This is a genomic window from Mesorhizobium sp. C264A, assembly GCF_040324515.1.
Classification (GTDB): Bacteria; Pseudomonadota; Alphaproteobacteria; order Rhizobiales; family Rhizobiaceae; genus Mesorhizobium.
The window spans coordinates 3443468-3463596 of sequence record NZ_JAMYVY010000001.1 but is presented as its reverse complement, the minus strand read 5'-3'; the positions used below and the strand labels follow the sequence as shown (position 1 = coordinate 3463596).

Below are 20129 nucleotides of genomic sequence, written 5' to 3'. Positions count from 1 at the left end.
TGTTCCCGGCCGGTGATGCCTCGGCTTCGCGAAGCTTGTTCCCCGGTACATGACCGCACGACTCCAGTGTTTCCACTCAGTCGTATTTTTTTCTTAACAGTGAAGATTGATCCGGCGCGCTTTCACGTCAAGTGATTTGTGGCGTCGTGCACATCACGGTTGCGAAACGCTCGCTTTGTCCTTCTCCCCTTGTGGGGTGAGAAGCGGTCCGCGGTAGCGGACGGAAAGCCAATTGCTTTCGAGCTTCGAACGCCCTGAGCCTGCGAAGGGCCGGGGGTGCAACCCTCAGGATCGCGGCCTGGTCTTTTGCGGATCGTAGTGGGCGAAGGCCACGACGCGCGCCGGCAGCCGCTTGGCATGACCGTCGAGCTTGCCGATCTCCACCTCTGTGCCGATTGCCGCGTGGGTGACGTCAAGCCTCGCCAGAGCGATGTTTTTGTTCAGCACCGGCGAGCGCATGCCCGAGGTGACGACACCGATCTGGGCGCGGCCGATATGGACGCAATCCCCATGGCCGACGGCGACATTGCTGTCGATGTCGAGGCCAACGAGCTTGTGCTGCGGATGTTCCTTGCGCCTTATCAGAGCCTCGCGGCCGATGAAATCGTCGGTCTTGGCCTTCAACGGTACGGTGAAGCCAATGCCCGCCTCGAACGGGTCGGTCTGGTCGGAGAATTCGTAACCGGCGAAGATCAGCCCGGCTTCGATGCGCACCATGTCGAGTGCCTGCAGGCCCATCGGCTTCAGCCCGTGCGGCTGGCCGGCCTCCCAGATGGCATCGAACACTTTTTCGGCGTCGCGTGGGTGGCACCAGATTTCGTAGCCGAGCTCGCCGGTATAACCGGTGCGCGACACCACGACCGGAATGCCATTGCCGCCGCCGATGCGCGCGACAGCGAAGCGGAACCATTCGAGTTCGTCGATCGACGGTTGCAGCGGCGAGGTCCAGACCACCTCTCGCAAAATGTCACGGCTCTTCGGCCCTTGGACAGCGACATTGTGCATCTGATCGGTGGAGGAACGCACCAGCACGTTGAGGCCAAGCTTTTTCGCGGTGTCGCGCAGCCATTCGCCGGACAGGTCGTCGCCGCCGACCCAACGGAAATTGTCCTTGCCGAGCCGCAGCAGCGTGCCGTCGTCGATCATGCCGCCATGCTCGTAGCACATGGCGGAATAGACGACCTGGCCGACGCCGAGCTTCTTGACGTCGCGGGTCAGCGTGTATTGCAGCAGCGCCTCGGAATCCGGGCCGGTGACCTCGAACTTGCGCAACGGCGACAGGTCCATGATCACGGCATCCTGCCGGCAGGCCCAGTATTCGGCGATGGCGCCTTCCTTGGCGAAGGAATTGGCCAGCCAATAACCCCGGTATTCCACGAAGTTGCGGGTGTGCTTGGCGAAGCTTGAATGGAAGGCGGTCTCGCGGGTCATTTTCGGTTCCGAATCGGGCGTCATGCGTCTGGCGATCGCTCGCGAGAATTTGTGTTGGCCGGAATAGGTTCGCACATGGATGTCGGTCGGGTTCCAGCCATTGGCCGGTGTCGTGTCGTCGGGACAGGCGGAGGAGACGCAGACGATGTCGGTGAGCGCCCTGAGCAGGACATAGTCGCCGGCGCGCGACCACGGCTCATCCGACACCATGACGCCATGGGCGTCGATCGCCGTGTTGAAGAAGAAGTTGATCGCCATCCAGCCGGCACGTGGGGTGACACCCTTGTCGGCCAGCGCGCGGTTGAAATTCTCCGAGCAGTTGGTGTGGCCGGGATAGCCGATGTCGTCGTAATATTTGGCGGCACACGCCAGCGCGAACGCGTCATGCCGGCCGCATGTGTCCTGGATAACCTCGACCAACGGCTCCATGTCCTGGTCGTAATATTTCGAGTGAAGGCCGGGCATCGGGTAGCTCGACCCCATCAGCGTGCGCGTGGTCGTTACGTCGAGCGGATGGTCCAGCCCCTTGTCCAGCTTGCGCGCCGAGAAGCACTGGAAATCGGTGCACTGGCGGCCGTCGACATCGATGATCTGCAGGTAGTCGCCCGCCTTGACGAAATAGGGTTCGGCTGTCGCCGAATGGACGCGCAGATCGAGCACCGGATCGGCAAGCGGATCGGCCAGCTGCGACTTTGTCTTCAGGCGCACGGTGGCGCGGCGCACCATGACGGTGAGCGGCGTTGCCGTGTCGTGGCCGTCGACCAGCATCGGCCCGCTAGGCGCTGCAATCAGCAAGCCGCCATCGCGCGCGACGGTGAAGGCCTGCTCGGTGCCTGCCGGCGTGGCGCCGCCGAAGACGCGCACCGCCTTGGCCTGGTCAAGCTGCACCTGGCGGCGCTCGAGTCCGCGGCGCACGGAAGCGAGGCTATCGTCGCCCTCGGCCAATAGCGCCTTGATCCCGGCGGCATTGCTATTGGACTTTTCGCCGAAGATGGCGGGGTCGGTGGCGCCTGACTTGTCCCAGGCCAAAAGCTCGCAGGCCTGGCCGCCCTCGACATTGCGGATGGCAAATGTATCGCCGGCCTCGATATCGATCAGCACCGCGCCGTTACCGGGGGCCGCATACCGCTCCATGCCCGGCGGCAGCGCGATCTGGCCGGGCCGCAGGATGAGGCTTGGCCGGGGCGGCCCGGCTGTCACTGAAGGGTAGGGCGACTGGCTCATCTCAGCCTTGCGGTACGAGAAACAAGTTTGCCTGTGTGTAAAATTACTTTAGCTGCAAGAATAGCAGCGCAGTTGCGTTTGGCAAGGCTGGCTCCCCCTTCTCCCTCTGTGGGAGAAGGTGTCGCCGCAGGCGACGGATGAGGGGTGTTCCAGCGGTGAGACGTTGGCGTACCCTGGAACACCCCTCATCCGTCTCGGCACTAACGCGCCGATCTTCCTTCTCCCACAAGGGGAGAAGGAAGAAGCGCACAAGCGCTACGCCAAATCCTCGGAATGCCCGATCTCGACACCATACTCCGCCGCCGAATCCAGCATCGTGTGCCACAGACTTTCAGCAAATGTCGCAAACATCAGCACGTTGAACACCGCCTGCCCATCCGGCCGGTCATTCCCGCGCCAGAGCGTGACGCTGGTGTGATCCATCGAGGTCGCGGCAGCCGCCCCAACCAGAAATGCATCGGGATGCAGATCGATCGACGACAGCTTGCCCAGCATCGCCCGCGCCTTGGTACCGGAGATACTGATCAGCACTCGCGCATGCGACTGGTCCGATAGCGAAGCGGAAGACGCGAACGTCTGGGCGAGTGCTTCAGTCCCATGCTTGCCGCCCTTCAACAGCACGAAGAACTGGTCCGGTCCCGACCAGATCAGCGTCGCATCCGAAGTCTGCACCGCCTTGGGTGTCTCAGGAGCCGCAACACCGAAGCTTGCCTTCGCAGCGTTGGCCAAATCTCCCGCCTTGCCGCGCCGCGCCATCACCTGGATCAGGTCGAAATTGCGGATTTCGGTCAGCAACACGCCGACATTGCCGTTCGCGCCGTAAGGCCCGACAACAAGTGCCCGCTCGAGCGGGCTACGAACATCCCAGGAAAAATCAGCCACGCTGGCGCCCTCCATCGGGATCGTAGAAGACGGGATTGCAGAGCTCGACATCATAGTCTTCACCGCGCAGCGGATCATGCGCGTGGACGATCTCGCCGATGCGTTCGCGGCCGCGCTCGACAAGGCCGAGACCGACCCACTGGTCGAGCGTCGGCGAGAAGCAGACCGAGGTGACGTAGCCTTGGTCGTTATCAGGCCCGGGCGTCTGGCCCTTCGGGATGATGTGCGCGCCGGAGCGCAGGCGGCGCGCCTTGTCGATCGGCTTGATGCCGACCACGACCTGCCGGTCCGGCGCCACCAGCGCCTCGCGGCCGGCCATGACGCGACCGATGAAATCCTTCTTGGTCGACATCATCTTGCCGAGGCCGAGATCGGCGGCGGTCGTCATGCCGCTCAGTTCCGGTCCGGCGACATGGCCCTTTTCAACGCGCATGACGCCGAGGGCTTCTGTGCCATACGGCGTCACGCCGAACGGTTTTCCCGCCAGCATCAAATTGCGTGCCGTCGCTTCACCGTAACGCGCCGGCACCGAAATCTCGAACGCCATCTCGCCGGAGAAGGAGATGCGGAACAGCCGCGCCTTGATGCCGCCGCGCAAAGCGACTTCGCGCACGCCCATGAAGGGAAAACCTTCGTTCGAAAGGTCCTCGGCAGGGTCGACGATTTCCTTCAACAGGTCTCGCGTCCTTGGCCCGGCAATCGAGAACTGCGCCCACTGGTCGGAGACCGAGGTCAGTTGCACGTCGAGTTCGGGGAATAGCACCTGCCGGCAGAATTCGAGATGCTGCATCACCAGCCCGGCCTTCGCCGTGGTCGTGGTGAGGAAATAATGGTCCTCGGCCAGCCGCGAGGTCGTGCCGTCATCATAGACGAGGCCGTCCTCGCGCAGCATCAGCCCGTAGCGGGCTTTTCCCACGGCAAGGTTTGAGAAGGTGTTGATGTAGACGCGGTCGAGGAAGGCGCCGGCATCGGGGCCGTGCACATCGATCTTGCCCAGCGTCGAGACATCGCAGAAGCCGACGCCCGAGCGCACCGCCTTGACCTCGCGGGTGACCGATTCCAGCCAGTCCTTCTCGCCCGCGCGCGGATACCATTGCGCGCGCTTCCACAGGCCGGTGTCGACAAAGATCGCGCCTTGTTCGGCCGCCCAGTGATGCGACGGCGTCAGCCGCGTCGCATGGAAATTTTCGTCGCGATGGTGGCCGGCAAAGGCGCCGATGGCGACCGGCACGTACGGCGGGCGATAGATGGTCGTGCCGGTCTCGGGAATGGATTTGCCCGACACCGCCGCCATGATGGCGAGGCCGGCGACATTGGACGTCTTGCCCTGGTCGGTCGCCATGCCGAGCGTGGTGTAGCGCTTCAGATGCTCGACCGATTCAAAACCCTCGCGCTGCGCCAGCTCGATGTCGGACGCGGTGACGTCATGCTGCTGGTCTACAAAGGCCTTGCCTTTGCCGGCGACGTGCCAGAGCGGGGTCAGTGAGAAGGACTCGTCGCCGGCAACAGCTGCAGAGCCCGGATTGCCATTGCGTCCCGCGTCCCGCGCCGCTGCGGCGCCGGCCTCGAAACCTGCGCGCAGGCAGGCGCCTAGCCCGAAGTCGCCGTTAGCCGCACCTGCGGCGACCATACCGGGCGGCGCGCCGTCCGGCACGAAGGCGGCGATGTCGTCTCGCCATTTCGGCCGGCCGCGATGGTAAGAGGTGAGCCCGACCGCCGGATTCCAGCCGCCGGAAACGGCAAGCCCGTCGGCCTCGACCTCGGCGCGCGCGCCGCCGGTCAGCGACACCGCTATTTTTCTTACGCCGTCCTTGCCGCCGTCGACGCCGCTGACCGAACCATGCAGCACGGTGAAGCCGTTCATGGAAGCGAGAGAACGATGGGCAGGCGAGACGTCAGGCCGCGCGTCGATCACCGCCGCGATCTGCAGCCCGGCGCCGAGTGCCGTCTCGACCGTGCGCCAGCCATCCTCATTGTTGGTGAACAGCGCGATCCGCTTTGCCGGCGTCGCCGCATAACGTGTGACGTAGGTGCGGATGGCGGACGCCATCATCACGCCGGGCGTGTCATTGCCGGCAAAGACGATGGGACGCTCAATCGCGCCGGCGGCGACGACGCAGCGCTTGGCCACGATGCGCCACAGGCGCTGGCGCACCTGATGCTCGGGCGGCACCGGCAGATGATCGTTGACCCGCTCGATCGCGCCATAGGTACCGCCGTCATAGACGCCGAACAGGGTCGTGCGGGTCATGATGCGGACATCCGGCATCGAGCTGAGCTCGGCCAGTGTGCGCGACAGCCACTCCGCGGCCGGCAGACCGTCGATCGTGCCGCCATCCGACAACAGACGGCCGCCGGGCGCAAAATCTTCTTCGCACAGGATGACGCGCGCACCGCTGCGGCCTGCAGCGAGTGCGGCGGCGAGACCGGCCGGACCAGAGCCGGCGATCACCACATCGCAATGCGCCCAGGCCTTGTCGTAGTGATCCGGATCGGGGGTGACCGCCGCGCGACCCAGACCCGCGGCGCGTCGGATCGCCGGCTCGTAGACCATTTCCCAGAATTTTGCCGGCCACATGAAGGTTTTGTAGTAGAAGCCGGCGACGAAGATCGGTGCGAACAGCTGGTTCACCGACATCACATCGTGGCGCAGCGACGGCCAGCGGTTCTGGCTGGCCGCTTCGAGGCCTTCATAGAGTTCGGCCGTCGTGGCCTTGGTGTTGGCCTCGCGCCGTGCGCCGGTGCGCAGTTCGACCAGCGCGTTGGGTTCTTCCGAGCCCGCAGTCAGAATGCCGCGCGGACGATGGTATTTGAACGAGCGGCCGACCAGCTTGACGCCATTGGCGACCAGCGCCGACGCCAGCGTGTCGCCCTGGAAGCCGGAGAGGCTCTTGCCATCGAAGCGGAAGTTGAGCGGCGCCGAGCGGTCGATGAGACCGCCGGATGTGAGACGATGGGATTGGCTGGAACTCACGATGGCCGGCCTCTCATCGATCCAATGCCAGGCGGGACCGTCGCGCTCTTCACCCTCCCCCTTGTGGGGGGGGTCGCTGCGCAGCAGCGGGGTGGGGGTGCGGCACCGACCCCCACCCGGACCTGCGGTCCGACCTCCCCACAAGGGGGAGGTAGGGGGCTGGCGCTTTTCGCGACGGCTGTGGTCTCGACAGAATAGCTCATGTCTCCACCTGGCTCGCACCAGCCCCCGCCGCCGGTTCCACCGCCGAGATCTCGTGCGTCAGCGTGTTGCGGGTGACCTTCAGCCAGGCCCGGCAGCCACCGCCGTGATACCAGTTCTCTGCCATCACGCCGGCGATGTTGTCGCGCAGATAGACATAGTCGTAGACGGCATCTTCGCCGGCATCCGCCGCCGGCCGTACAGGCTTGGCATCGCCGAGATAGCTGAACTCGCCGAGTTCGCGTTCGCCGCAGAAAGGACAGGTGATACGCATCTTGTTCCGGCCGCCTCAATGCAGGTTCGGTTGGGCGCCTTGGCCCTTTTCGTCGATCATGGCGCCGCGCTGGAAGCGGTCGAGCCGAAACAGCGCCGCCTCCTTGTGCGTTTCGTCACGCGCCAGAAGATGGGCAAAGACGAAGCCGGAACCGGGCGTCGCCTTGAAGCCGCCATAACACCAGCCGGCGTTGAGGTAGAGCCCGTCGACCGGTGTCTTGTCGATGATCGGCGAGCCATCCATCGACATGTCCATGATACCGCCCCACTGGCGCAGAAGCCGCACGCGGCCGATCATCGGGATCAGCGCCATGCCGCCTTCGCAGACATCTTCCATGACAGGCAAATTGCCGCGCTGGGCGTAGGAATTGTAGCCATCGATGTCGCCGCCGAAGACCAGCCCGCCCTTGTCCGACTGGCTGACATAGAAATGCCCGGCGCCGAAGGTCATGACGCCGGGGATGAGCGGCTTGATCGCCTCCGAGACGAAAGCTTGCAGCACATGGCTTTCGATCGGCAGGCGCATGCCCGCCATCGCTGCGACACGCGACGATGACCCGGCGACTGCCATGCCGACCTTGCCGGCGCCGATCTTGCCGCGCGACGTCTCGACGCCAGTCACCTTGCCGTTGCCGTCCCGGACAAAGCCGGTGACCTCGCAGTTCTGGATGATGTCGACGCCGAGTTCGCTCGCCGCATGGGCATAGCCCCAGACCACCGCGTCATGCCGCGCGGTGCCGCCGCGGCGCTGCAGGAGGCCGCCCTGCACGGGAAAGCGCGCATGGTCGAAATTCAGGAACGGCAGCATCTTCTTCAGCGCCGCCTGGTCGAGCAGTTCGGCATCGATGCCATTGATGCGCATGGTGTTGCCGCGCCGCGCATAAGCGTCGCGCTGCGCATCGGAATGATAGAGGTTGAGGACGCCGCGCTGGCTGACCATGGCGTTATAGTTGAGGTCCTGCTCCATCCGCTCCCAAAGCTTCATCGAAAGCTCGTAGAAGCCGGTATTGCCGGGCAGGCCGTAATTGGAACGGATGATGGTGGTGTTGCGGCCGGCATTGCCGGAGCCGATCCAGCCCTTTTCCAGCACGGCGACGTTTCTGATGCCGAACTCGCTGGCGAGGAACCAGGCGGTGGCGAGCCCATGGCCGCCGCCGCCGATGATCACAACATCGTAGTGGTCCTTGGGCGCCGCATCGCGCCAGGTGCGCTGCCAGTTCTTGTGGCCGGAAAGGGCAGCACGGGCGAGCGAGAAGATCGAATATTTCATCAGGTCATTCCGAGGTCGCTCGCACCGCTAGGACGATTATATGTCCAGCGTGTGGTCGCGCTCCCATTGCGTGAAGTGCGAAGCATAGGAATTCCATTCCTGTTGCTTCAGCTTTAGATAAGCCGACGAGAATTCCTCACCCAGCGCCGCCTTGAGCGATTTGTCCTTGTCGTATTCGCGAAGCGCGTCGAGCAGGTTGAGCGGCAGCTTCGGCGCGCCCTTCACAGTGTGACCGTTCTGGTACATGTCGATGTCGTAGCGCTTGCCGGGATCGGCCTTGGAGCGGATGCCGTCGAGACCGGCGGCAATGATGACGGCCTGCAGCAGATAAGGGTTTGCGGCGCCGTCCGGCAACCGCAGCTCGAAGCGGCCGGGGCCGGGCACGCGCACCATGTGAGTGCGGTTGTTTCCGGTCCAGGTCACCGTGTTCGGCGCCCAGGTGGCGCCCGAAATGGTGCGCGGCGCGTTGATGCGTTTGTAGGAGTTCACCGTCGGGTTGGTGATGGCGGCCAGCGCCGAGGCATGTTTCATGATGCCGCCGAGGAAATTCTTGCCCTTGGCCGACAGGCCGAGTTCCATCGCGTTATCGGCAAAGACGTTGACCTTGCCGGCCTTGTCCCAGACCGAAATATGGGCGTGGCAGCCATTGCCGGTCAGGCCCTGGAAAGGCTTTGGCATGAAGGTCGCGCGCAGGCCGTGTTTCTCGGCCACCGACTTGACCATGAACTTGAAGAAGGAGTGCTTGTCGGCGGTGGCGAGCACATCGTCGAAAGCCCAGTTCATCTCGAACTGGCCGTTGGCGTCCTCATGGTCGTTCTGGTAGGGGCTCCAGCCCAGCGCCAACATGTGGTCGCAAATCTCGGCGATGACATCGTAGCGGCGCATCACCGCTTGCTGGTCGTAGCAGGGTTTTGAAGCCGTGTCGTATTTGTCGGAGATGACGCTGCCGTCCGGCGAGATCAGGAAGAACTCTGCCTCGACGCCAGTCTTGACATGCATGCCGTCAGTGGCGGCTTCCGCGATCAGCCGGCGCAGCGTGTTGCGCGGCGCCTGCTCGACTTCCTTGTCGTCCATGATGCAGTTGGCGGCGACCCAGGCGACATCGGGCTTCCACGGCAGCTGGATCACCGAATCCGGATCCGGCACCGCCAGCATATCAGGATGCGCCGGCGTGAGGTCGAGCCAGGTGGCGAAACCGGCGAAGCCGGCGCCGTCCTTCTGCATGTCGGCGATCGCCTGCGCCGGCACCAGCTTGGCGCGCTGGCCGCCGAACAGGTCGGTGTAGGAAATCATGAAATATTTGACGCCGTTCTCTTTGGCGAATGCGGCGAGATCGTTCCCCATTATAGTTCCTCGCTTATTTTGATGTGTTTTTTAGAAGCCGTTTTTCCCCGGTATCCAGTTGGTGCCGGCCAGCGGCACGCCAGCCATGGCGGCGGCTTCGATGGTGAGGGCTACGAGATCCTCGGGCTCGAGATTGTGCAGGCTGTTCTTGCCGCAGGCACGCGCAATGGTCTGCGCCTCCAGCGTTATCACCTTGAGGTAGTTCGCCAGCCGCCGTCCGGCGGCGATCGGATCGACCCGCTTCATCAGTTCGGGGTCCTGCGTGGTGATGCCCGCGGGGTCGCGACCCTCGTGCCAGTCGTCATAGGCGCCGGCGGTGGTGCCGAGCGCATTGTATTCGGCCTCCCAGCGCGGGTCGTTGTCGCCGAGCGCGACGAGCGCTGCCGTGCCGATCGACACCGCGTCGACGCCGAGCGCCAGCGCCTTGGCGACGTCGGCGCCATTGCGGATGCCGCCCGACACGATCAGCTGCACCTTGCGGTGCATGCCGAGATCCTGCAGCGCCTGCACCGCCGGCCTGATGCAGGCAAGCGTCGGCTGGCCGACATTTTCGATGAATACTTCCTGGGTGGCCGCCGTGCCGCCCTGCATGCCGTCGACGACGACGACATCGGCGCCGGCCTTCACCGCAAGTGCTGTGTCGTAATAGGGGCGGGCGCCGCCGACCTTGACGTAGATCGGCTTTTCCCAGTCGGTGATCTCGCGCAGCTCGAGGATCTTGATCTCGAGATCGTCCGGCCCGGTCCAGTCGGGATGGCGTGAGGCCGAGCGCTGGTCGATGCCCTTCGGCAGCGTGCGCATTTCGGCGACGCGGTCGGAAATCTTTTGTCCCAACAGCATGCCGCCGCCGCCGGGCTTGGCGCCCTGGCCGACAACGACTTCGATGGCGTCGGCACGGCGCAAATCCCTGGGGTTCATGCCGTAGCGTGACGGCAGGTACTGGTAGACCAGTTGCTTGGAATGGCCGCGCTCTTCCTCGGTCATGCCGCCGTCGCCCGTGGTGGTCGACGTGCCTGAGAGCGTAGCGCCACGGCCGAGCGCTTCCTTGGCCGGGCCGGACAGCGACCCGAAGCTCATGCCGGCAACGGTGATCGGGATTTTCAGCTCGATCGGCTTCTTGGCATAGCGCGAGCCCAGCACGACCGACGTGTCGCACCGCTCGCGATAGCCTTCCAGCGGATAGCGCGAGATCGAGGCGCCGAGGAACAAAAGGTCGTCGAAATGCGGCAGCTTGCGCTTGGCCCCGGCGCCCCTGATGTCATAGATGCCGGTCGCCGCGGCGCGGCGGATTTCGGAAAGCGTGTAGTCGTCGAAGGTCGCGGATTTGCGCGGCGTCGTCGGCGGGTTCTTGTAGGTCATGCTGCCTCAATACGCGTCGGCGTTGTCGATATTGAAATTGTAGAGCGTGCGCGCCGAGCCGTAGCGCTTGAATTCCGACGGCTTGACGCCGGTGACGCCGGCGCGGTCGAGCAGTCCCTGCAGCAGTTCGATATGCTCGGGCCGCATCTCCTTGGCGATGCAGTCGGCGCCCAGGCTTTCGACCTTGCCGCGCACGAACAGCCTCGCTTCGTAGATGGAATCGCCAAGTGCGTCGCCGGCATCGCCCAGCACCACCAGATTGCCGGACTGCGCCATGAAGGCCGACATGTGGCCGATATTGCCGTGCACGACGATGTCGATGCCCTTCATCGAGATGCCGCAGCGCGACGAGGCGTTGCCCTCGATGACGAGCAGCCCGCCCTTGCCGGTGGCGCCGGCATACTGGCTGGCGTCGCCCTTGATGACGATCGAGCCCGACATCATGTTTTCGCCGACGCCAGGTCCGGCCGAGCCGTGCACGGTGATGGCAGCGCCGTCATTCATCCCGGCGCAGTAGTAGCCGACGCTGCCGCGCACATCGATGCTGACAGGCTGGTCGACGCCGACCGCAACCGAATGGCTGCCCTTCGGGTGCAGCACTTCCCACGCCGTTTCGTTGGAGCCGGGCGTCAGATTGTGAAGCGCCTGGTTGAGCTCGCGCAGCGACGACACATCAAGATCGAAGACCCGGGACGCCTGGTCTTGCGCCGCCTTCGAAAGTTTGGTTGCCGGCATGGGCTCAATGCTCCCAGAAATAGACGGTTGCGGGTTCCGGCTCCCAGACCCTCGCATTGTCTATGCCGGGCAGCTTGGTCAGCGCCCGATATTCCGAGCCAAAGGCGACATACTGGTCGGTCTCGGCCATGACGGCGGGCTTGCAGGCGATCGGATCGCGCACCACGCCGAAACCGTTCTTGGTGCCGACGACGAAGGTGAAGAAGCCGTCGAGGTCGGACAGCGTGCCTTCCAGCGCCTCGCCGAGGTTCTTGCCATGCGCCATCTGCGAGGAGAGATAGGCGGCGGCGACCTCGGTGTCGTTCTCGGTCTCGAATTTCATGCCCTCCCGCACCAGCTCACGCCGCACATTGTTGTGGTTGGACAGCGAGCCATTGTGCACCAGGCACTGGTCGGCGCCGGTCGAGAACGGATGCGCGCCCATAGTGGTGACGGCCGATTCCGTCGCCATGCGGGTATGGCCGATGCCATGCGTGCCGGTCATCGAGCGGACGTCGAAGCGGTCGACGACCGCTTCCGGCAGACCGACTTCCTTGTAGATTTCCACCGCTTCGCCGGCGCCCATGATGCGCACGTCGGGGCGGATTGACTGCAGCGCTTCGCGCGCGGCATCGACCTTGTCGGGCGCGGTTCTCAACACTGCATGGGTGGACTTCACCGCTATGCTCACCGGCGCGCCGATGGCCTTCGCGAGTTCGGCGTCGAGGCCGCGGAAATCGCGCTCGGGCTTCGCGGACTGGATGGTGATCTTGGCTTCATTCCTGGAAGGCGCGCCATAGATGGCAATGCCGGCGCTGTCGGGGCCGCGATCGCTGAGCGATATCAGCATCTGCGACAGCATCGAGCCGAGCTGCGGCTCAAGCGACTTGTCTTTCAGAAAAAGTCCGACGATTCCACACATGTCAGCCTCCCGACGTTACCACTAGACGATGATGTATCGAATGCGTCGTGCGAATTCAATCGTATGAAAAAAATATTCCTGTAGTTACGTATCCGGCTCGATGCGGCCTTGTGAACTATCGCCGCCGTCGCGGGCGCTGTGAATCCATGTGGCGGTGCGGATGCGGGCTATTCTGTAGGCATCGAGGATCGACAGCGCATAGATCAGGAAGCCGCCGGCGTGGCGGCCGACGAAGCTGGCATCGGCCGGCGCGATCTTGGCCGTCACCCAGGCGAGGATCACCATGAAGAACAGGAACTGCAGGCCGCGCACGGGCACGCCCAGAATGACGTGGCCGCTGGCCGGTAAGACGATGGCAGCGCCGAGCACCAGATACGGGTTTGTCGGTGCGGGTGCGCTCATGCGACCTGCCTTTCCTGTCGGTTGATGGCATCGCGCAGCACTGAGGCCGAGGTCAGCAGTCTCTCGACCAGCGTTGGATCCAGCCTTGCGCCGCCGAATGCGGCCTGCCGGAACACGCCGTAGCGCGCCCGCTCGGCCTCGGCCAGCAGCCAGACGATGCGCACGCCGTTCGGGGTGATCAAGAGTTCCTTGGCGCGGCCTTCGGCAAAGATGTCGAGATGGCTGGCGATCAGGTTCTGCGGAAAGCGCGCCGCCCTGAGGTCGGTTCGCAGCACGGCTTCAGCCGGAAATCCCGGAGCCTTCGGCAGCGTATGCTGAAGATGATCGAAATTGGAGAAGGTCGTCGGCGAGCCCGGCCGCATCATCATGTCGAAGGTCGCCGGCACCGCAACCGGCTCTGTGATCGTGACACTCAACCATCGCGCCGGCAGCTTTCGCGTTGCCAGCGTGTCGACGATGGTGCGCAGCTGCACGCGCTGTCCGTTCCATGTGCCGGCCCAGGTGACAACGCCGGCTGTGCCATCGGAGACATCAACGGCATCTGTGATGACGGTCCGGATGCTGGCTGCCTCGGCTGCAAGATCAGCCTTGGCCTTTTTGCGGCTGGCGCGCGTATGCCAGGCGAGGTGCAGGACGAGAGCCACGGCGACCGCCCCGGCCAGCAATGCTGTCGTCACGTCAGACACCTCGTCACGCCATGCCCGCCCAGACCGGCAGGCCCTCTCCTGTCAATAGCCCTGCGGCTTCGGCCACGGCATGGTGAACTGGTCGCCGCGGCGCACATAGCGGTAACGGTAGAAGTGGAACCACAGCGAGATCAGGAAGTAGAAGGCGACCATGGCGATCAGCTGCGTGCCGTAGCCGAGGAAGATCGCAAAGAAGGTCACCACGCAGAGGCAAAACAGCACGATCGCCGGGATCGGGTGGAACGGGTGCGTATAGCCGCGGCGGATCGTGCCCAGCGGCCACTTTTTGCGGAACATCATGATGTTTATGCTCATGAAGGTGTATTGCAGCACGCCCGACAGGATTGAGAAGGTGATCGCCTGGTTGAGGTCGGCGATGAAGGCGAAGGCGAGCGCGATCGGCAACAGGAACAGGATCGAGCGATAGGGCGTGCGGTATTTCGGGTGCACGGCCGAGAACCATGTCGGCAGATAGCGGTCGCGTCCAAGCGAGAACCACGCGCGGGCCGCATCGTTGATACAGCCATTGGCCGACGCCAGTGCCGCGAGCAGCGTGGCGACGAACAACAGGTTTTCCAGCAGCGGGCTGCCGGTCAGCTTGCCGGCGTCCCACAAGGGATAATAGGTGATACCGAGGTACTCCCAGGGCATCAGCGAGGCGCAGACATACCAGGTCATGGCGGCGGCGATCAAAAGCGTGATCATGCCGGCCATGGTGCCGTAAGGCAGCGAACGCGCCGGCGAGCGCACTTCCTCGGCGGCCTGCGTGGTGCCTTCGATGCCGAGATAGTACCAGATGCCGAACTGGAAGGCCGCGATGACGCCGATCCAGCCATAGGGCAGCGCATTGCCGGGGGTGACCAGTTCGTTGAGCTTCAGCACAGCACCCTGCGTCCAGGGGCTGACCGAGAAGAACAGGATAACGATCGAGACATAGGCTATCGCCGTGATGACGAAGTTGACGTTGAGCGTCATCAGCACGCCGCGATAGTTCAGCCATGCCAGCACGACGATGGTGGCGGCAATGAAGGAGTTGTGGGTGAGCCCTTCGACGCCGGCCTTGGCGACGATGGTGTCGCCGAGCAGGATGGCGTCCGAAACCTCCAGCATGGTGTAGGCAAAGACCAGGAACAGCGCGACGTTGAAGGCCATCAGCGGCCCGACAATGTGCTTGGCCTGCGCGTATTGGCCGCCGGCGGCGGCAACCGTCGATGTCACCTCGGAGTCGATCATGGCGACCGAAGTGTACAAGAGCCCGACCACCCAGCAGACGATCAGCGCCGCCAGTGCGCCGCCCTTGTCGGCCGAGAAATTCCAGCCGGTGAATTCGCCGACCAGCACGATGCCGACGCCAAGCGCCCAGACATGGGCCGGGCCGAGCACGCGTAGCAGTGAAACCCTGTCGCCGTGTATTGCCGGTTCAAGCGTGATCGTCATTGTTCAATCCCCACTCAGATCCGGTGTTTTTCGGAAGCGGCTTCAAGCTCGCCTTCGCGCGAGGAAGTCAGCACCTCCTCGGAATAGGTCGTGTCGATCTTGAACCAGTCGTAGAGCATCCACAGCGCAAGCACGACCGAGATGCCCCACGATGCGTAAGAGAGTGCGACCCACATGAGCGTGCTTCCCCAAAATCTCTGGCGTTACTTGTCGTCGAACTTTTCGTTGATGACGTCGCGATATTCGCGGTCGGAGGCGCGGAACAGGAAGACGAAATAGCCGATCAGCACCGCCGCCATGATGATCAGCGTCGGCCAGTCGATGATGTAGTGGAAGCGGTTCTGGATGATGTCGTGCGCGGTCTCCGGCGTATAGCCGAGCTTTTCCCAGATCGAGGCCATGGTCGGGTTCTGTCCCAACGCTTCCCAGGTTTTGGCATCGAGCGCGTCGATGGATTTCGCCGCACCCGCCAGGCCGAGTTTCAATGGCAGCCACAGCGCCACGAAAATGGCGACCACGACGACCACGATATCGAAAATCTGCCCGGCCTTGCCTTGTTCCGGCGGCGTGTAGCGCGACATGACTTCTACCCCTCAGGACGTTCTGTTTTCAGGACTTGCGGTTGCGGGCCGCGTCGGCGTTCTTGATGTCGAGACCGTAGATGAAGTCCTTGTCTTCCTTGTAGTGATTGACCATCGCCAGGATGGCGGCCGTATTGAAGATCAGCACGGCGGCGGCAGCGATAGCGACGACGATCTTGATCCCGGTGTCCGGGATGTAGGGCCATGTCATGACAAGCACGAAGAGGATCGTCGCCCAAAGGCAGATGATCAGGAGCGCGGATCCGCGCAGGTCGGAACGGTACAGCGCTTCGATGCGCTGCTGCAGGTCTGACATCGGTTTCCCCTTTTCCAGCGCCCGACCCCGAATTGGCCGCCCGCTGCCCTCTTTCAACAGAGTGAAATTTTTTTCATAAATTCGGGCCGAATCCAGCAATTGTCAAGCCGATTTTACGTTGGGTTAACCGTTTGTCCCCAGCCGCGAATTTTGCCTGACAATGAAATTATTTGCTTCCGGGTATTGCGGCATCAGGACGTTTGCGATCAATATTCGACCAAATGCTCCCGCCTCGCGCAGGGAGCCGGGAACACAATAGAATTTTCGAACGGAGGATTTGCGGATGACGGCATCCTGGAGATTTTCGACCCTGGCGGATCGCCATCGCGCGTTAGGCTCGAAGCTCGAAGACTGGAGCGGCATGGGCACCGCCTGGACCTACGACAAGGACGCCGACGAGGAATACACCGCCATCCGCACCAGGGCCGGGCTGATGGATGTGTCGGGCCTGAAGAAGGTTCACATCACCGGGCCGCACGCCTCACACCTCATCGACCTGGCAACGACGCGCGACGTGGAGAAGATCTATCCCGGCAAGTCGGCCTATGCCTGCATGCTGAACGAGGCCGGAAAATTCACCGACGACTGCATCCTCTACCGCACCGGGCCGAACGCCTGGATGGTGGTGCACGGCTCCGGCACCGGCCATGAGGAATTGCAGCGCGCTTCCGTCGGCCGCGACGTATCGCTGCGCTTCGACGACAATCTGCACGACCTGTCGCTGCAGGGACCGACCGCGGTCGACTATCTCTCAAAGCATGTGCCGGGCATTCGCGACCTCAACTATTTCCATCATATGCAGACGCAGCTGTTCGGCTTTCCCGTCATGATCTCGCGCACCGGCTATACCGGCGAGCGCGGCTACGAGATATTCTGCCGCGGCCAGGACGCCGGCACGATCTGGGACAGGATCCTCGACGAGGGCAAGAGCGCCGGCATCATTCCGTGCCGCTTCACCACGCTCGATATGCTGCGCGTCGAAAGTTATTTGCTGTTTTATCCCTATGACAACTCGCAGAAATATCCGTTCGAGAACGAAGGCCCCGGCGACACGCTGTGGGAGCTCGGCCTCGACTTCACCGTCAGCCCCGGCAAGACCGGCTTTCGCGGCGCCGAAGAGCATTACCGCCTCAAGGGCAAGGAGCGCTTCAAGATCTACGGCGTGCTGCTCGACGGCAAGCAACCCGCGGATGAGGGCGCGCCGGTCTATCGCGACGGCAAAAAGGTGGGCGTGGTCACCTGCGCCATGTATTCGCCGCTGGTCGAGAAATCGATGGGCATCGCCCGCCTCGACGTCGACTGCGCGGTCAAGGACACCAAGCTCGAGATCCGCAACAAGAGCGGTTCGATCAGGGCGACGGCGCAGCCTCTGCCCTTCGACGATCCCAAAAAGACCAAGCGCACGGCGAAAGGCTGAGGCACAATCGACAGCGAGGGGTTTCGAGGTACGAAGTAGAGAATGGCAGCCAAAACGATCATCAGCCGGCCCATTTACGGAACCCTGTCCCCGCAGCCCGGCAAGCATCATCTTTTCGTGGCGGATGCGGAAGGCGCGCTGGCGATCGTCGATATGGCAAGGACGGCGCCCCCCGGCTTCTTCGACGGCGCCGAAATCGTCTTCATTCCCGGGGCCGACGGCAAGCACGTTGCCGCTCTTGAGGCACTGAAGTCCGCGCAATTTCATGTCGCGCCAACCTTCGCCAGCCTGCTGCCCCGGCTGAAGCAGACGCTTGCCAACGCGCATATGGGCCTGCGCCTCTATCTCGCCGGCACCGAAGGGCTGATCGGCCAGGCCATGCAGGTGGCGCTCGAAGCCGGCATCGATCATACCTCCATGCAGACCGAGCATCGCGGCTCATTGGCGCGGCGCATGCAGTGCGTGCATTGCAAAGGCATCACCGAAAATGTGACGACGCAGCCGGCCACCTGCGCGCATTGCGGCCTGCTGCTTCTGGTGCGCGATCATTATTCGCGACGGCTGGCAGCATTCCAGGGCGTCTGCATAAATGCCGAGGATCGCTCGGAGATCCCTCCCATAGAGGAGGTCTTCCCATGAGCACCGGCACCACCAAGCTCGATGTCGTCGTCAGCGACGTCGTCCCGGTCAACGAACTGGTGACGCGCTTCCATTTCCGCCGCCGTGACGGTGAGCTTTTGCCGACCTTTTCCGGCGGCGCCCATGTCGTGGTCGAGATGCGCGATGGCGACCGCACAAGGCTCAATCCCTATTCGCTGATGGGATCGCCGCTCGACACCCGCGAATACACCATCTCGGTGCGCCGCGACGATGTCGGCCGCGGCGGCTCGTTGTTCATGCACCGGAGCGTCAAGCCTGGCCTGGAGATGGTGGTCAGCTACCCCGTCAATCTGTTCTCGCTCGACCTCAGGGCAAAGAAGCATCTGATGCTTGCCGGCGGCATCGGGATCACGCCGTTCATGGCGCAGACCGCGCAGCTCGCCGGGTCCGGCGGCAATTTCGAGCTGCACTACACCTGCCGCACCGCCTCGCTCGGCACCTATGCCGATGTGCTGCAGGAGCGCTATGGCCGTCGCGTCCGGCTCTATCACGACGACCGCGACGAGCGCATCGAACTCGACCGTCTCTTGTCCTCGCAGCCGCTCGGCACCCATCTCTATGTCTGCGGCCCGGCCGGCATGATCAACTGGGTGCGCGAGCGCGCCACGGCTCTCGGCTGGCCGGCGGAGACCGTGCATTACGAGCATTTCGCGGCACCCCAGCCCGGCCTGCCGTTCGACGTCACACTTGCCGTCAGCGCCAAGTCCATCCGCGTCGGCGAGCAGCAGAGCCTGCTCGAAGCCATCGAGGCCGCCGGCGTCGATCCGCCCTATCTCTGCCGCGGCGGTGTCTGCGGCCAGTGCGAGACCAATGTCATCTCGCATGACGGCAAGTTCATCCACAACGACCACTGGCTCAGCGAGGAAGACCACCGTTCCGGCTGCAAGATCATGCCATGCGTGTCGCGCTTCGAAGGCAAGTCGCTGGTCCTGGAAAGATAGGAGGCGAGCTTGGGCATCACCTTTCGCAAGGAAACGTTTCGCGACGATTTCACCTTCAGGAACAGCCCGGAGCACATCAGGCGGTTTCCGTTCCCGTTCCACGAAGACGCCTACATGTATGCCGTCAACATCGAGCCGCATGTCGTCGGTCCCAAGGGCAGCGTGCTGGAAAACCTGATAGACGTCGACGAGCACTATGTCGCCGAGATGCAGGACCGCGCTTTGGTGCTGGCCGAGGATCCGCTGCGCTGCCAGTCGTTGCCGCACATGACGCTGGCCGGCTGGGACCTGCTCGAACTTTTGATGGAGCAACAGGCACTTGGCTATCCCGAGCATTTCACCCTGACCCGCGACGGCGACCGCTGGCGCTGGATCAACCGGCCGCTCGGTATCGACGACACCTTCACCTTCGGCGACACCTCGACACTGCCTTACGGGCCGATGGAGTACATCACCCGCCAGAGCCAGGGCGATTTCTGCATCCTCGATCAGCGCGACGGCAATCTGTGGATGGACGCCGGCATGGTCACCACCCAGGCCGACTGGTCGCTCGATTTCGACATCGGCATGAATTTCTTCGAATGGCACGCGCCGGTGCCGCTGGCGCATGAGAAGGGGATTTTCGTCAGGGCGCTGAAGTTCCTCACCAACATCCAGCAGGGCAAGCCGGCGCGGCGTCTCAACTGGACGATGACCATCAACCCGCGCCTCGACACCAGCCCGGAGAATTACCACAAATGGGGCCCGGACCGCGCGACGGTGACGCCCGAAAATGTCGGCGACAAGGTGCATCTGCGCGTCGAACTGCAAAGCTTCTGGCGCTTGCCGCGCTCGAACGGCATCGTCTTCCCGATCCGCTGCTATCTGATCAAGATGAACGAACTGGTGACACAGCCGAAATGGGCAAGGCGACTGCACCGGGTGATCCGGGATTTGCCGGAAGAGCTGGCCACCTACAAGGGCCTGACGCGGTATCGGCCGACGCTGCTCGAATGGCTGTCGAAGTTGGATGATGGCAGTGCGACGTCACCGGGGTTCGGGCCGGACTAAAGATGCCCACAAAGCTGCTGATCTCCCCCCAAGAGGGGGAGATGC

19 protein-coding genes are annotated in these 20129 nt (G+C 63.4%); 4 read left to right on the top strand and 15 right to left on the bottom strand.

The features are described 5' to 3' along the window. Window positions 1-285: 285 nt before the first annotated feature. From NKL04_RS17110 to NKL04_RS17040, 15 genes are all read right to left on the bottom strand, one after another. The gene (locus NKL04_RS17110) at window positions 286-2655 is read right to left on the bottom strand and encodes a trimethylamine N-oxide demethylase (protein WP_023701513.1); all 2370 of its coding nucleotides are present in this window, start codon (window positions 2653-2655) and stop codon (window positions 286-288) included. Between the two features lie 255 nt (window positions 2656-2910). Continuing rightward, the gene (locus NKL04_RS17105) at window positions 2911-3537 is read right to left on the bottom strand and encodes a sarcosine oxidase subunit gamma (protein WP_023687059.1); all 627 of its coding nucleotides are present in this window, start codon (window positions 3535-3537) and stop codon (window positions 2911-2913) included. Beyond that, window positions 3530-6511: a sarcosine oxidase subunit alpha gene (locus tag NKL04_RS17100; RefSeq protein ID WP_023701511.1), complete on the bottom strand. Its 2982-nt coding sequence runs from the start codon at window positions 6509-6511 to the stop codon at window positions 3530-3532. The genes NKL04_RS17105 and NKL04_RS17100 overlap by 8 nt, the downstream gene beginning before the upstream one ends. Before the next feature lie 199 nt (window positions 6512-6710). Then, complete coding sequence (locus NKL04_RS17095) at window positions 6711-6986, bottom strand: sarcosine oxidase subunit delta (protein WP_023684437.1); 276 nt, start codon at window positions 6984-6986, stop codon at window positions 6711-6713. 15 nt (window positions 6987-7001) lie between these two features. Further along, window positions 7002-8255, bottom strand: a complete 1254-nt coding sequence (locus NKL04_RS17090) for a sarcosine oxidase subunit beta family protein (protein WP_023668554.1) — start codon at window positions 8253-8255, stop codon at window positions 7002-7004. A 36-nt stretch (window positions 8256-8291) separates the two neighbouring features. Beyond that, window positions 8292-9599 (bottom strand): type III glutamate--ammonia ligase, encoded by a 1308-nt coding sequence (glnT, locus tag NKL04_RS17085; protein ID WP_023684436.1) that lies wholly within the window; start codon window positions 9597-9599, stop codon window positions 8292-8294. A gap of 30 nt (window positions 9600-9629) precedes the next feature. Then, on the bottom strand, window positions 9630-10958 hold the full coding sequence (locus NKL04_RS17080) for an FMN-binding glutamate synthase family protein (RefSeq protein ID WP_023687061.1): 1329 nt from the start codon (window positions 10956-10958) through the stop codon (window positions 9630-9632). Window positions 10959-10964: 6 nt separating this feature from the next. Further along, entirely contained in the window at window positions 10965-11693 is a 729-nt protein-coding gene (locus NKL04_RS17075) for a GltB/FmdC/FwdC-like GXGXG domain-containing protein (protein ID WP_023668551.1), read from the bottom strand. A gap of 4 nt (window positions 11694-11697) precedes the next feature. Then, window positions 11698-12594 carry a class II glutamine amidotransferase gene (locus NKL04_RS17070; RefSeq protein ID WP_023668550.1) on the bottom strand — a complete coding sequence of 299 codons (897 nt, stop codon included), beginning with the start codon at window positions 12592-12594 and terminating at the stop codon, window positions 11698-11700. Between the two features lie 84 nt (window positions 12595-12678). Then, on the bottom strand, window positions 12679-12996 hold the full coding sequence (locus NKL04_RS17065; protein ID WP_023668549.1) for a hypothetical protein: 318 nt from the start codon (window positions 12994-12996) through the stop codon (window positions 12679-12681). After that, complete coding sequence (locus tag NKL04_RS17060) at window positions 12993-13682, bottom strand: hypothetical protein (protein WP_023704841.1); 690 nt, start codon at window positions 13680-13682, stop codon at window positions 12993-12995. Before NKL04_RS17060 ends, NKL04_RS17065 begins: the two co-directional genes overlap by 4 nt. Window positions 13683-13724: 42 nt before the next feature. Continuing rightward, entirely contained in the window at window positions 13725-15119 is a 1395-nt protein-coding gene (locus tag NKL04_RS17055; protein ID WP_023668547.1) for an APC family permease, read from the bottom strand. A 14-nt stretch (window positions 15120-15133) separates the two neighbouring features. Next, entirely contained in the window at window positions 15134-15295 is a 162-nt protein-coding gene (locus NKL04_RS17050; RefSeq protein WP_023668546.1) for a hypothetical protein, read from the bottom strand. Window positions 15296-15322: 27 nt separating this feature from the next. Beyond that, window positions 15323-15700: a hypothetical protein gene (locus tag NKL04_RS17045; protein ID WP_023668545.1), complete on the bottom strand. Its 378-nt coding sequence runs from the start codon at window positions 15698-15700 to the stop codon at window positions 15323-15325. A 28-nt stretch (window positions 15701-15728) separates the two neighbouring features. Beyond that, window positions 15729-16016: a hypothetical protein gene (locus NKL04_RS17040; protein WP_023668544.1), complete on the bottom strand. Its 288-nt coding sequence runs from the start codon at window positions 16014-16016 to the stop codon at window positions 15729-15731. A gap of 283 nt (window positions 16017-16299) precedes the next feature. On the opposite strand from NKL04_RS17040, the gene NKL04_RS17035 reads away from it, so the two are divergent. From NKL04_RS17035 to NKL04_RS17020, 4 genes are read left to right on the top strand one after another with little or no spacing between them, the layout of a single operon-like run. Beyond that, window positions 16300-17433 carry an aminomethyl transferase family protein gene (locus tag NKL04_RS17035; RefSeq protein ID WP_023668543.1) on the top strand — a complete coding sequence of 378 codons (1134 nt, stop codon included), beginning with the start codon at window positions 16300-16302 and terminating at the stop codon, window positions 17431-17433. A 42-nt stretch (window positions 17434-17475) separates the two neighbouring features. Next, window positions 17476-18072, top strand: coding sequence for a dimethylamine monooxygenase subunit DmmA family protein (locus NKL04_RS17030; RefSeq protein WP_023668542.1), 597 nt, complete (start codon window positions 17476-17478; stop codon window positions 18070-18072). Next, window positions 18069-19034 (top strand): PDR/VanB family oxidoreductase, encoded by a 966-nt coding sequence (locus NKL04_RS17025; protein WP_023701510.1) that lies wholly within the window; start codon window positions 18069-18071, stop codon window positions 19032-19034. The genes NKL04_RS17030 and NKL04_RS17025 overlap by 4 nt, the downstream gene beginning before the upstream one ends. 9 nt (window positions 19035-19043) lie before the next feature. Then, window positions 19044-20084 (top strand): heme-dependent oxidative N-demethylase family protein, encoded by a 1041-nt coding sequence (locus NKL04_RS17020; RefSeq protein WP_023701509.1) that lies wholly within the window; start codon window positions 19044-19046, stop codon window positions 20082-20084. Window positions 20085-20129: the final 45 nt, after the last annotated feature.